Origin of the sequence: Parasphingorhabdus sp., from assembly GCF_039982395.1 — a bacterium.
GTDB lineage: Bacteria > Pseudomonadota > Alphaproteobacteria > Sphingomonadales > Sphingomonadaceae > Parasphingorhabdus.
In genome coordinates, this window is record NZ_JBDWYO010000003.1 from 622,909 (window position 1) to 636,079 (window position 13,171).

At 54.0% G+C, this 13,171-nt stretch carries 11 protein-coding genes; 7 read left to right on the top strand and 4 right to left on the bottom strand.

What is annotated here, in order from left to right; all coding sequences use genetic code 11:
- Positions 1 to 63 precede the first annotated feature (63 nt).
- From ABJV08_RS09545 to ABJV08_RS09555, 3 genes are all read left to right on the top strand, one after another.
- Positions 64 to 2,691: a TonB-dependent receptor gene (locus tag ABJV08_RS09545; RefSeq protein WP_348052552.1), complete on the top strand. Its 2,628-nt coding sequence runs from the start codon at positions 64 to 66 to the stop codon at positions 2,689 to 2,691.
- 74 nt (positions 2,692 to 2,765) lie between these two features.
- Positions 2,766 to 4,763, top strand: coding sequence for a sulfotransferase (locus ABJV08_RS09550; RefSeq protein WP_348036743.1), 1,998 nt, complete (start codon positions 2,766 to 2,768; stop codon positions 4,761 to 4,763).
- Positions 4,760 to 6,370 carry a BCCT family transporter gene (locus tag ABJV08_RS09555; protein ID WP_348036741.1) on the top strand — a complete coding sequence of 537 codons (1,611 nt, stop codon included), beginning with the start codon at positions 4,760 to 4,762 and terminating at the stop codon, positions 6,368 to 6,370. Before ABJV08_RS09550 ends, ABJV08_RS09555 begins: the two co-directional genes overlap by 4 nt.
- 32 nt (positions 6,371 to 6,402) lie before the next feature.
- Here ABJV08_RS09555 and ABJV08_RS09560 read toward each other — a convergent pair whose 3' ends face one another.
- Entirely contained in the window at positions 6,403 to 7,584 is a 1,182-nt protein-coding gene (locus tag ABJV08_RS09560) for an acyl-CoA dehydrogenase family protein (protein ID WP_348036739.1), read from the bottom strand.
- A gap of 78 nt (positions 7,585 to 7,662) precedes the next feature.
- Here ABJV08_RS09560 and ABJV08_RS09565 point away from each other — a divergent pair, with 78 nt between their 5' ends.
- From ABJV08_RS09565 to ABJV08_RS09575, 3 genes are read left to right on the top strand one after another with little or no spacing between them, the layout of a single operon-like run.
- On the top strand, positions 7,663 to 9,204 hold the full coding sequence (locus ABJV08_RS09565) for a peptide ABC transporter substrate-binding protein (RefSeq protein ID WP_348036737.1): 1,542 nt from the start codon (positions 7,663 to 7,665) through the stop codon (positions 9,202 to 9,204).
- Positions 9,204 to 10,688, top strand: a complete 1,485-nt coding sequence (locus ABJV08_RS09570) for an ABC transporter substrate-binding protein (protein WP_348036735.1) — start codon at positions 9,204 to 9,206, stop codon at positions 10,686 to 10,688. Before ABJV08_RS09565 ends, ABJV08_RS09570 begins: the two co-directional genes overlap by 1 nt.
- A 33-nt stretch (positions 10,689 to 10,721) precedes the next feature.
- Positions 10,722 to 11,144 carry a DUF4112 domain-containing protein gene (locus ABJV08_RS09575; RefSeq protein ID WP_348052550.1) on the top strand — a complete coding sequence of 141 codons (423 nt, stop codon included), beginning with the start codon at positions 10,722 to 10,724 and terminating at the stop codon, positions 11,142 to 11,144.
- Here the strand turns inward: ABJV08_RS09575 and ABJV08_RS09580 are convergent.
- Entirely contained in the window at positions 11,141 to 11,689 is a 549-nt protein-coding gene (locus ABJV08_RS09580) for a carboxymuconolactone decarboxylase family protein (protein WP_348038364.1), read from the bottom strand. The genes ABJV08_RS09575 and ABJV08_RS09580 overlap by 4 nt on opposite strands.
- A 73-nt stretch (positions 11,690 to 11,762) precedes the next feature.
- On the opposite strand from ABJV08_RS09580, the gene ABJV08_RS09585 reads away from it, so the two are divergent.
- On the top strand, positions 11,763 to 12,068 hold the full coding sequence (locus tag ABJV08_RS09585; protein ID WP_348038362.1) for a helix-turn-helix domain-containing protein: 306 nt from the start codon (positions 11,763 to 11,765) through the stop codon (positions 12,066 to 12,068).
- Here ABJV08_RS09585 and ABJV08_RS09590 read toward each other — a convergent pair.
- The gene (locus ABJV08_RS09590) at positions 12,046 to 12,747 is read right to left on the bottom strand and encodes a ribonuclease T2 (protein ID WP_348038360.1); all 702 of its coding nucleotides are present in this window, start codon (positions 12,745 to 12,747) and stop codon (positions 12,046 to 12,048) included. The two genes, ABJV08_RS09585 and ABJV08_RS09590, sit on opposite strands and share 23 nt — an antisense overlap.
- Complete coding sequence (locus ABJV08_RS09595) at positions 12,744 to 13,127, bottom strand: hypothetical protein (protein ID WP_348038358.1); 384 nt, start codon at positions 13,125 to 13,127, stop codon at positions 12,744 to 12,746. The genes ABJV08_RS09590 and ABJV08_RS09595 overlap by 4 nt, the downstream gene beginning before the upstream one ends.
- Between the last annotated feature and the right edge of the window lie 44 nt (positions 13,128 to 13,171).

Here is a 13,171-nt window from a genome sequence, read left to right on the forward strand (position 1 = left end):
TAGGTTTTGCCGGTCGGATGTGTTTTTCCCTAAAATTCTAATTGAAACCACAAGAGGTTTATCTTGATTTATTTGAAAACGAGCGCATCGCTCGCGGTAATCGCGGCTATGGGCTGTGCATCAGCACAAGCGCAAGAGACAGACAATAGCGATCAGCAAAAGGGTGTGCAGGAAATTGTCGTTACAGCGACAAAGCGTAGCGCCAACATGCAAGACGTGCCTATCGCCGTTCAGGCTTTGGGCGAAGAAACGCTCGACCAGTTGGGCGTCACCGTCTTTGACGACTATCTGCAGCAACTGCCTGGCGTTACCGCCGGCGGGGGTGGACCGGGCCAAAGCACGATCTATATTCGCGGCCTTGCATCGACCACACCAAATCTGACAACTGCCGGCGTTGCCGGACTGGCTCCAAACGTGGCGCTCTATCTCGACGAACAACCGGTATCACAACCAGGCCGTAACCTTGACGTATATGCAGCCGATCTGGAGCGTGTTGAAGTTTTGTCCGGACCACAGGGCACATTATTCGGTGCGAGTTCACAGGCCGGTACGGTGCGTTTGATCACCAACAAGCCGGTTCTCGGACAGTTTCAAGCCAAAGTGAAGTCAGGCGTTTCTTTCACGAAGAGCGGCGACCCTAGTTATAATATCGAAGCCATGTTGAACATTCCCGTGACGGATAGCTTTGCGATCCGTGCGGTTGGCTATTTTGACAATAAGGGCGGCTATATCGACAATGTCGCTGGAACCCGTAGCACTGCAGAAAGCGCCCGCTTCCGGCCCGCAGGAACGATCCGCGACAATGGCGTTGCTGTGAACGGCAACCGCGGCGGCTTGCAAGCCGGTGCTGATTTGACCGGCGTGAATTTCATTCTGGCTGACAATACGGCTTTGGTTGAGAAGAACTTCAACGACACGCAATATCTCGGCTTTCGGGTGAGCGGTAAATATGAGTTTTCCAATGATTGGAGCCTGACCGTTGCGCATGCCCGTCAGGGTCTCGATTCTGACGGTGTCTTCTTTGAAGATCCGACGCTTGGTGATTTGCAGATCGAACGCTTTGAACGCGATGAGATTAAAGATGACTTCAGCAATACCAGTTGGACCCTGGAAGGCCGCATTGGCGCCTTGGAAATGGTCTATACTGGCGCTTATACCAAGCGTGAAACATCACAGCGGGTCGATTATTCCGACTATCTGTTCGTCGGCCAATATCTGCCTTACTATATTTGCGATGGTTCAGTTTCTTATCCCGGCGGTGCACCAACCGGCACCTGCCAAGCACCGAATCTCTTCGTAGATTCGCGCACCGAAACCGAAGTGATGACCCACGAGCTGCGCTTCAACACGCCAGCCGAAAATCCATTGCGCTTAACCGCTGGTGGTTTCTACAGCGACCTGGAATTGCGGGAATTCAACGATTTCGTATATCCTGGCAGCACCGCGATTGATTTGTTCGGCGGTTCTTTTCCTGCAAACTTCTCGCAACCCACTGCCTATAATAGCGACACCACCGCATATCCGGCTGGCGTTATTTTCCGCAATGACGTGCGCCGCACCGACAAGCAGTTCGGCATATTTGGTGAAGCGACATATGATATTACGGATCAATTCGCGATCACATTGGGTGCGCGCTATTATGACGTAGAAGTCGACCTGGAAGGAAGTGCAAACTCTTCTTTCTGTAACTCTAGCGGCGTTGACGAAAATGCGTTCGGCACGAACATCAGCGACCTTTATGATGGTGACGGAAGTTTTACTTTTATCGGTAGCTGCACTGACGCCTTGCGCCAGACGTTTACACTGGGTCAGTCGGTAGCCGACATTCAGGCTGCAGGATTGAGCGCTGGTCAGGCACAACAGGTCTTCAATGCTCTGAACGCTCCAGACAAGGCGGCGACGGATGGATTTATCTTCAAGATCAACGCGACTTGGAAACCAACCGATGATTTGCTTTTCTATGCAACCTATTCGGAAGGTTTCCGTCCTGGTTTGTTGAACCGTCCCGGCGGCGCACAGGGGCCCAATGGCTTTAACGTCCCGTTCGTTCTCGATACCGATGACGTAACCAACTACGAATTTGGCTGGAAAATGTCGCTGTTGGACAACCAATTGCGCTTCAATGGTAACGCCTTCTTTGTCGATATCCAGAACCTGCAGACCACCATCCTTGATCCTGCGATCACCAACTTGTTCTTCTCGGACAACGCGGCCAATGCAGAAATCAAGGGCGTCGAGGCGGACATTACGATCGCGCCATATTCTCTGGACGGCTTGACGGTCAGTGCGGCTTTCTCGATTCTTGATACCGAGATTACCGACGTTTTGACACCGACCAACGATGTCTTATTGGGCCGCAGCCTTGCCTATGCACCAAGCTTCCAAGGCAATATCCGTGCGCGATATGAGTGGGAAGCGTTCGGCGGCCTGACGGCTCACGTCCAGCCGCAGATTACGCATTCTGCTTCTTCTGCAACCGACATTATCGAGATCAACCGGATCACTTTGAATAGCTGGACCACATTCGGCCTTTCCGCAGGCGTCAGCAGTGACAAATGGTCCTTCGAGATTTTCGGTGACAATTTGACCGATGAACGCGCAGAAGTCAGCGGCAATTTCGTCAACGATCGTGCACGGGTCACTGTGAACCGTCCACTGACCGTTGGCGCACGCGTCTCGTTCAACTACTAGGACAAGCGCATTCAAGGGAAGCCTGTCCTTGGGCAGGCTTCCCCTATTATTGAAGGACAGCAAGCCGAACATAAATGTCTGAAACTGGCCTTGATATAGACGAACAGCTAAAACTGGCACGGACTCAGATGTACGAGGGCCGTTTCCAAGATGCGCTGGATCGTGCCAAGTCGGCTTTACAGACCGACCCTCAGCACATCGACGCGCTCTATATGAAAGCGGTTTGCGAACGCTATTGCGGACATAATGACGAAGCTTTGGCCAGCGTCGAAACGCTAAAAAGCCTGTCTCCTGATTTCGGCAGAGCCTATCAGGAAGAAGGCCATATCCTAAAGTCCATCGGCGACCTTGAGAGTGCCATCGCGGCTTATCGCCGCGCTTGCCTTTGCAATCCCGTGTTGCAAGCCAGCTGGAAGGCGCAAGCAGAGATTCTAGAAGGCTGGGGCCACCGCCAGGCGGCCTTAGAGATGCGCGGACAAGAACAACGCATTGCCGCAATGCCGAAACCATTGGTTGCCGTGTCGCACCTCTTGCACGAAGGCAAGCTGGTCAAGGCGGAAAATGCCTGCCGCCATTTCCTCCAGCAGAATCCCCATCATGTCGAAGCAATGCGGTTACTAGCCGACATTGGCGCGCGATTGGGTATCTTAGAAGACGCGGACTTCTTGCTGGAAAGCGCGATTGAGTTTGAACCGGACAATATTCAGGTGCGGATTGACTATATTCAGACCCTCCGTAAGCGGCAGAAATTTTCCGAAGCGTTGAAACAAAGCGAACTTCTCTATCAACGCGATACGGAAAACCCTGTTTTCCAGTCGCTCTATGCCATCGAGTCCATGCAGACCGGAAACTATGAACAGGCCTTGAGTCTGTTTGAGAAAGTCTTGCAGCGGCTTCCCGAAGATCCGGTCACACTGACTTCACAAGGCCATGCGCTGAAAACCTTTGGCCGCCACGAAGAAGCGGTCCTGTCCTATCAAAATGCCATCAAGTCAGACCCAGGTCATGGCGATGCTTATTACGGACTAGCCAATCTTAAAACCTACCGTTTCAGCGACGACGAGTTGCGCCTGATGGAAACACAGGAACAAGGCAATCGGCTGAGCTATCAGAACCGCATCCATATCTGTTTCGCACTGGGCAAGGCCTATGAAGACCGCAAGGATTATAATGCATCCTTCGGCTATTATGAACGCGGCAATGAATTGAAACGGCTGCAGTCCCGCTATGACGCCGACCAGATGACGGCGGAACTGGACAACCAGATCACCGCCTGCACCCCTGCCCTTTTCGCGAAGCAATCCGGCAAGGGATGCGAAGCGCCGGACCCGATATTCATCTTGGGGCTGCCCCGGGCTGGATCGACATTGCTGGAACAGATTCTTGCTTCGCACAGTCAGATTGATGGCACGTTGGAATTGCCCAACATCCTGTCGCTCGCCCATCGCTTGCGGCGACAGAAACAGGCCAGCAATGACTCGCTATATCCAGACAATTTGCACGATATTGGTGCTGATCAATTGCGTGAGATGGGGCAGGATTTTATCGACAGCACCCGCATTCATCGGCAAGGCGCTGCCTTTTTCATCGACAAAATGCCGAATAATTTCCGGCATATAGGGCTGATCAAACTCATTCTCCCCAACGCAAAAATCATTGATGCCCGGCGGGAGCCAATGGCCTGTTGCTTTTCCGGATTCAAACAGCTGTTCGCCGAAGGACAAGAATTCACATACGGGCTGAACGAAATTGGCCGCTACTACAGCGACTATGTGCGCCTGATGGACCATTGGGACAGCGTGCTGCCCAATGCTGTCTTGCGCGTACAGCATGAAGATGTGCTGGATGATCTTGAAGGGCAAGTGCGCCGGATGCTGGATTATCTGGGTCTGCCTTTTGAACAAGCCTGTGTCGATTTTCATCAAACGGAACGAGCCGTGCGCACCGCTAGCTCAGAACAAGTCCGCCAACCCATTACCAAAGCGAGCGTCGATCTTTGGCGCCACTATCAATCACATTTGCAGCCGCTGAAAGATGCACTGGGAAGCAAAATATTGGAGCCTCGACAGTGAGCGGAACAGAAACAGCGGCAATTGACGTGGTCGATATTGACTATGAGACCGATTACGAAGCCGGTCAGGACAATGTGAATACATTTGGCCTGGAGATGCACAATCCCGTTTTCTTCATCAGCGCAGTTCTGGTGATCGCATTTGTTGCGCTGACTCTGATGTTTCCGGACAGCGCAAAAACCAGTCTGGAAGCAACCAAAGCCTGGACGCTGAACTATTTTGACTGGTTTTTCGTCCTCGCCTCAAATTTCGTGCTGCTGTTCTGCGTTGCCATTGCCGTATCGCCATTGGGAAAAATTCGACTGGGCGGAGCAGATGCCAAAAGCGAGTTTGGCACCGCATCTTGGATCGCCATGCTATTCTCTGCGGGGATCGGCATCGGCATGGTATTTTATGGTGCTGCCGAGCCCATGGCTTATTATACCGATTGGGGCGGAACACCGCTGAATGTCGAAGCCCGAACACCCGAGGCCGAGCGCTTGGCACTGGGCGCAACAGTATTCCATTGGGGCCTAACGCCTTGGGCAGTCTATGCCGTCATCGGCCTGGCCCTCGCCTTTTTTGCCTATAACAAAGGATTGCCGCTCACCATTCGCTCCGCCTTCTACCCGATGTTGGGAGAGCGTATATGGGGTTGGCCGGGTCATATCATCGACATACTTGCGGTGATCGCAACGCTATTCGGCTTGGCAACGTCATTGGGCCTTGGCGCGCAACAAGCGGCAACAGGCCTGTCCTTCCTTTTTGGCTTTGAAGCCACGCTAACGTCCCAACTTTTGCTCATTGCATTGATCTCCGCCCTCGCCATTGTGTCGGTTGTCCGGGGCATGGATGGCGGCATCAAATTGTTGAGCAATGTGAATATGCTGTTGGCGGCCTTGCTGCTCGCATTTGTTTTTCTGGCTGGACCAACATTGAAAATTTTCAGCGGATTTGGAACAGCCATCGCAAGCTATGTAGAATATGCCATTCCGCTGAGCGACTGGACCGATCGCGAAGACCGGACATGGTATCACGGTTGGACCATATTCTATTGGGCATGGTGGGTCAGCTGGTCACCCTTTGTCGGAATGTTTATCGCCCGCATATCAAGAGGCCGTTCCATCAGAGAGTTTTTGACCGTGGTGCTGGTCGTACCCGTGATTGTCGCGATCATATGGTTCACAACATTCGGTGTGACGGCGATGGAACAGGTCAAGGGCGGGATTGGCCAATTGCCGGCCGGCATCACCGAAGCGCCCCTGGTATTGTTCCAGATGCTCGAGAACATGCCCTTTCCCTATGTTGCATCATCGCTCGCCATTATCCTGCTCATTGTATTTTTCGTAACCTCGTCGGATTCCGGCTCGCTGGTGATAGATGCGATTACGGCAGGGGGCAGAACGGATGCACCGGTCGCACAGCGCATTTTCTGGGCGGTGCTGCAAGGTCTGGTCGCGGCGGCATTGTTGATCGGTGGTGGCGCTGTTGCGCTGGGAACGTTGCAAGCGGGTACGATCGCCAGCGGATTGCCCTTCACGCTCGTATTGCTGGTCTGTTGTTACAGCCTGTTCAAAGGTTTGATGTCGGAATATCGGCTATTGAAGGCTGAGATTGTTGCAGAATGACGAAATGGGCATCGCCCTACTTTGTCTCTAGATCAGAGCATCGCCATATCAACCGGTTGATCCAACAGAACCCGGCCAGCCAGTTCAAACACCGCTGGCGACGTAGCAATATGCTGGGTGGCGACATGCGCATCGCGAAAGCGGCGTTGTAAAACATTGTCCGAATAAACCGCCGCGCCGCCGCCCAATGTATAGGCCATCTTGCAAAGCTCGGCAGAGGTCTCCGTGGCATGGGCGCAGGCCAGTCGCAGGTTGGCCCGGCCTTTTGCAGAAATTTCGTCGGACCCCTGCGCTTCAAGCCAACATGCGCTGATAGCATTTTCCAAATAGCTGAAAGCACCTTCCAATTGGGCGGTTGCCCGGGCCAATTCGACCTGCACCGTCGCCCGTTGCGCCATCGTCCGACCACCGCCAGGCGTCTTCTTGTGAATTGCAATGGTCCTGATCTCTTCCAACGCCGCCCGCGCATTACCCAGTGCAACCGACGAGACGCCCAAAGCGAGCAGCCCAAAGAGAGGGAATTTATACAATGCCCCGGCATCGCGCGGCTGGTCTGCGACGAAGGACACACTGCGGTCCTTGGGAATCTTCAGGTTCTTGACCGAGAAATCTCCGGATCCCGTGCCTTTCAGTCCCGCGACGTGCCAGCTGTCGACGAAGGTCGCTTCCTTGGCGGGGAAAAACAACATCCGATGATTGGGTGCGCCATTATCAAATTTCTGTAAGGCATCATCTTCGAAAATCATCGCGCCGCCACCGAGCCAAGAGCAGTTGGCCGAACCCGACCCCCATTGCCATTGCCCACTGAGCAGGTAATGATCCCCCTTGTCCTCTGCCCTGCCCATTGGGGCAAAAACACCGCCGGTGATGACATCATCTGCCCCAAAAATTTCACTAGCCACGAGTTCCGGCATATAGGCCGCCCCCAAAGTCGAGGTTACAGCGATCATCACGCACCAGCCCACGCTGGCATCTGCTTCGGCAACCGTCGCGATGATCTTCATGAAATCCAGTGGTGCCAATTCCAGTCCACCTAGAGATGCCGGCTTCGACAAATTGAACGCGCCTGCCTCGGCCAGTTTTGCGGCGAGGTCGGCTGGCAATCGGCGCGCGCCCTCGATTTCCGCCGCTCTCTCCCTTATTTCGGGAAGCATTTTCACAATATTGGCGCCAACGTCACCGATGCTGGAAATATCATATTGTAGACCGTTCATGCGGCAATTCTCCCTAACGAATAAGACAGCATAAGAGTTCCGCTTTGTTGAGCCAGCAAAAACATCTAGGAACAGGTCATGCGCTATTTCGCTCTTCTATGCACGATCATGCTGCTGATATCCTGCGACGCCGGTCCAGCGGCAGATAGCGCGCCTGGTCCGGCCCAGATTGTTCGATTGTCCGATTCAGAAATCAAAGGACTCGACCCGCAAAAAATATCTGACCTGGCATCTCTTCGGGTCGCCGCAGACCAGTTTGAAGGGCTCACGCGACTGGGTGCCAATGGCGAGGCGGAACCGGGACTCGCGAGAAGTTGGCAAATCTCACCAGATGGTCTGCGTTGGACTTTTTCCATGCGTCAGAACTTGCAGTTCTCCGATGACACAGGCTTTGACGCAACCCTTTTTCCGGCCGTCATGGACCGTTTGCAGGCACCGGAAACGACAGCCCCCGCCAAGAGCCTGTTCGGCAATATTGTGGCTGTTGAGGCACCTGACGCCAACCGAGTCATTGTGACTCTTGCCTCCCCAGACCCGTCCTTACCATCTCTGCTTGCGCATCCCGCTGTGGCAGCCGTCCCGCTCCACCGGATCGACGCGGCTGGCGATCAATGGACCGCAGATCGACCGATCATCACCAGCGGCCCTTATCGATTGACCGCATGGAAACTCAATGATCATGCCCGGCTGGAACGCAATCCCTTATGGTATGGCGATACAGTGCCGACCGAGACCATCATCTGGAAACCGATGGATGATAGCCTGTCTGCGATGCGCCTGTTTCTGTCCGGTGGCGCAGATATTGCCGCAGACTATCCGGCTAGCCGCCATCAATGGCTGAAAGACAACCATCCGGATCTGGCCCATAGCGTGCCTTATCTCGGCAGCTACTATTTTGCCTTCAACACGCGCATGCCGCCCTTTGATGATCCCAGAATACGCACTGCGCTGTCCATGGCGATTGAACGCGAATGGATCGCCGACAAGGTCATAGGGGTTGGCAACACACCTGCTTGGGGATTGCTCCCGCCAGGCCTCGCCGGGGCGGAACCCGCAAAACCGATATGGGCTGATTGGCCTCGGGAGAAACGCTTGGATAAAGCCCGCGCTTTGCTCGATGATGCCGGCTATGGTCCGGCCAATCCTCTGCGCTTCGAGATACGGTTCAACAGTTCTGCAGAACATCGTCGCGTGTCCGTGGCTATGGCTGCGATGTGGAAACCCCTGGCGGTGGAAGCCAGCTTGTTCAACAGCGAAGCCGCGCTCCATTTTGCTGCCCTGCGGCGGCATGAGTTCGCATTGGCCCGTTCCGGTTGGATCGCCGACTTGCCCACACCGGAAAATTTCCTTCTGGTACATCAGCTAGCAAACGGCCCCGGCAATTACTCGGGCTATACCAATCAGGCCTATGATCAAATTTTGGCGCGGGCGATTGCCGAACCGGATCCGGCCAAGCGGCAAGCATTGATGCGTGAAGCAGAATCCTCTCTGATCGCTGACATGCCGATCCTCCCGCTCTATTTCTATGTCACGCGTAGCCTAGTGGCCAAGCGCATAGACGGTTGGGAAGATAATATTTCCAATGTGCATCCCAGCCGTACTTTGCGTATAAGGCCGTGATGAATTCCCTTTCGACATTTTGGCGGAACAGCATGATCGCGGCCCTTGCGGTGTTATTGCTGGGGGCGTGCAGCTTTTCCGAAGATGAGAATCAGGTGCGGGTCACCGTGGTCGAGGATGGTCCGGCAAAGATAAATCCGGTCGGGACACGGCTAAACTTCGTGTCTTCGACGATGCGCGCGTCCATGGCCAAGGGCCTGGTCGGACTGGATGAAGAAGGCCGGGTGGTCCCAGCGCTTGCGGCCCGCTGGATCGTTTCCGACGATGGCCTGAGCTATATATTCCGGTTGTTCGATGCAAAATGGGACGACGGCAGACAGGTCACTGCAGAGCGCGTCGCCCGGTTGCTCCGCGAACGTTTTTCCGAATTGCGCCGCAGCCGGCTGCAATATGACGTGTCGGTGGTCGACGAGATCGTGTCCATGACCGGCCGGGTTGTCGAGATCAGGCTGGATTCCCCGCATCCCAATTTCCTCCAGCTGCTCGCTCAGCCAGAAATGGGATTGTTCCGGGCGGGCCATGGCGCCGGCCCCCTGCGTTTGTTCAGCGAGGAGAATGTAATCAAGCTCAGCCGTTTCGACGAACCTTCGCAGGAAGAAAAAGATGCCGAGCAGGACAATGACCGCTGGGTATCGTTGCGCGGTGAAAAGGCAGCAGCTGCCATCGCCCGATATCGGGCCGGGGCCGTCCAAGTCGTACTGAATGGAAAATATCATCACCTCCCGCTCGTCGATGCGGCAGGCATTAGCAGCAATGATTTGCGGCTCGATCCGGTCGCCGGTCTTTTCGGATTGCGCTTCGTGCGCGCCAACGGATTTTGGGCGGTTCCCGGGAACCGGGAAGTATTGGCCATGGCCATCAACCGTCCCGCGCTGCTGACATCCTTTCCCGGAGTCAGCGCCTGGCAGAGCCGGCTCAAGATCATCCCCGAAGCTTTGGATGTCGAAGGCATCAACACCTATCCAGACTGGGCCAGCATGACGATGGAGGACCGAATCCTCTTTGCCCGCAGCCATATGAACAGCTGGAAAGCGTCCGAGGGGTCCGTCGACCCGCTGGTGATTGCGCTGCCGGATGCCGCTGGCGCCAGTATATTGTTCAAACGCATTCAGTCCGATCTCAGAAGAGTGGGACTGGACGCCAAAAGGGTCAAAATCAACCAGGATGCCGACGTGCGACTGATGGACGAGATTGCCCCTTATGACAGCGCGCAATGGTTTTTGATGCAGTTCACCTGTGTCAAAACCTCCATTTGCCTGAACGATGCCGATACAAAAATCGCTGAGGCCGATGCCGCAACCAATTTGGAGATCAAGGCCCGTCTCTACGCCGACGCGGAGACCATGCTGGTCGATCATTATAACTTCATTCCACTCGCGGTTCCGATCCGCTGGTCGATCGCTCCGCAGGGCCAGCGCGGCTTTGCGGTCAACCCGCGTGGTTGGCATCCATTGAATAATCTGATCGGAATACCCATATCCTAACTGTATGAGTATTATAAGACAGGGAGGCTCAAAATGGCCATTTCCGAAGAACAACTAAAACGTCTGGCAGAACAATTGCCCGACGTCAGCCGCGATCCGCAGGCCGTGCGCAACCGCGTGGAAGCGATGGAAAAAGTCCTCGAACGCGCCTTTGTCATTCCCGGCATCAATCGGCCAATTGGCTTAGATTCCCTGGTAGGCCTAATCCCGGTGGTTGGCGACATCGCCACCGCGCTAATGGGGGCCTATATCGTCTGGGAAGCCCGCAATCTCGGCATGTCCAAGCTTCAATTGACGCGCATGGCTGCAAATGTCGGTATCGATACCGCCCTGGGTGCTATTCCGTTGGCTGGCGATCTGTTTGACTTTCTCTGGCGCTCAAACAGCAAGAATCTGAAGATTATCACCAAGCATCTCGACAAACATCATCCGGGAACAAGAACACTGAACGGTTAGACTTCGGGGAAACGGACCGCAAAGTCCTCCAAAGCTACTCTCGCGCCGTTAGCCACAAAACTAACCGTGTGATATGTTCCGCAAAGCGCGAATATCTCCAGTTGCTCGTCCTTTTTCCAATATTGCTGAAAGCCGGCCAGATTGTCATCGCGGATCGTTCCCGAATGGCTGAGGTCGTCGATAACCGCCAGCAGGATCTGCTCCTTTTCATTCCAGACCGGGGTGTCGGAATTTGAATTTTTGGTCGCCGCAATCTGCTCTTTGGTAAACCCGGCAGCCGATGCAAACACCGCGACATGGACACCCCATTCATATTCACATTCATTATTGGCCGTTGTCCGCAAGATGACAATCTCCCGCTCCCTCAGGGATAATGGGCTGTCCTTGTCGAGTAGATTAGGAACACCTTTTTTTGCAAACCGGACGCTGTTGGCAAAAACGCGGAACAATCGCAGAAGATAGCCGTCCTGTTCCGGATATTGTTTCATCACCTCCGACAATGCAGGGGAATATGGTGGCATAAAAGGAGTAAGAATATTGCTCATAGGGCGATTCCTTGCTATTAATATTGTAGCAAAAGTATGCTACATTTTTAGTAGCGTCAAGAAGGAACCTACTATGAGCGACAATAAGAGCGCCCGGCCGATCATGGTCCTACTCGACATTTTGGGAAAAAGATGGACACTGCGGATCATGTGGGAGCTTAGAAACGGGCCGTTCACCTTTCGCGCACTGCAGGAATCCTGCGATATGCTATCACCCACCACCCTTAACAATCGCCTGAGCGATCTCAAAAAACTTGAAATTGTCGACCATCAACCTGATGGCTATCAATTGACTGCCAAAGGACTGGAACTGGCCAAAATCATGATCGGATTGACCAAATGGGCAGATAAGGAAGCTACGCTCCTCGCCAGATCTTGATCGCGTTTTCCGGTTTTGTCGCCTTCATGAATGCCGGGCAGCGTTGCGGACGAAAGCTCTTCCCAAGGCATAGTTTGACCTCCTGAAGCCAGCCTCGCTTATTCACTTTCAAACGTATCATATTCGGCTGAACACCTTCGTTAGCCGCAGCGAACGCGTTTCGGAATTGTCCCGCCGTCAGAGGCTTGCGTGATAGACGGTCCATATTGGGGAAACGAACCGCATCGAACATGATCCGCGATACCCGAAAATAGGTTTCCGGCCGCTTGGTCATACAGGTACCATGCTTGGCCCACTCGCGCGCCATCAGGTTGGCCGACGGCATCATACAGAAATTGCGCTTCACCACGGCGGGTGGCAACGGCTTGGTCGACGCGCAATATTGCGGATAGGCGGGACCACGTGCGTCAGGCCACAAGCCATGGAGAATGAATCCGAAACTGCCATCATCGCCGCTGCACTGGGTTTTATCGCGGCGGCTATCTTTCCGCATACGACAAAATTCGGGGGACCAACTGAGGGCCAGTGTATAACCGGTGACGGGTGTGATGCGGCGCGGTTCGCTTGCTGGCTTGCGCTCGGCCGGCGCGCTGAGACCCGACGGTGCGCGGCATTGGTAAGATTGGGCGTTGGCCACCGCAGGCAGTCCTAACAACAATACCGCTGCAACAATCCTCATCGAAATACATCCTTCAAGTCAGTACCATCTGAATCGTCAAGCAAACCTTTGGCTTCAAACCATTTTCGAGCATCTGCTTGAAACAGTAAGATAACCGAACCAAGAGCCATAGATTGCGTGGCCACCAAAAATATGACGTCACTTATCAATAGTTCCGCCCAAGTGCTTGCAATGCCGCTCAGGCCCAATGCACAGAACACCAAATATATCCACTTGGCTTTCACACTCGCTCGATATGCAATGAAGTACCAAAGCAAGATCTGAAGACCGAAACCGATTATCACTGCCCCACCGAGGATAAGAGCAAATTCCATCTCCCAACCTTCGATGCCTTCAATCTCGCCCGTGAGCAAATCTCGATGGTAGACCAAATCTAGCACCGAGACTGCAAGCGACCCAATAAATAGCCGTTCAAACCAAATGA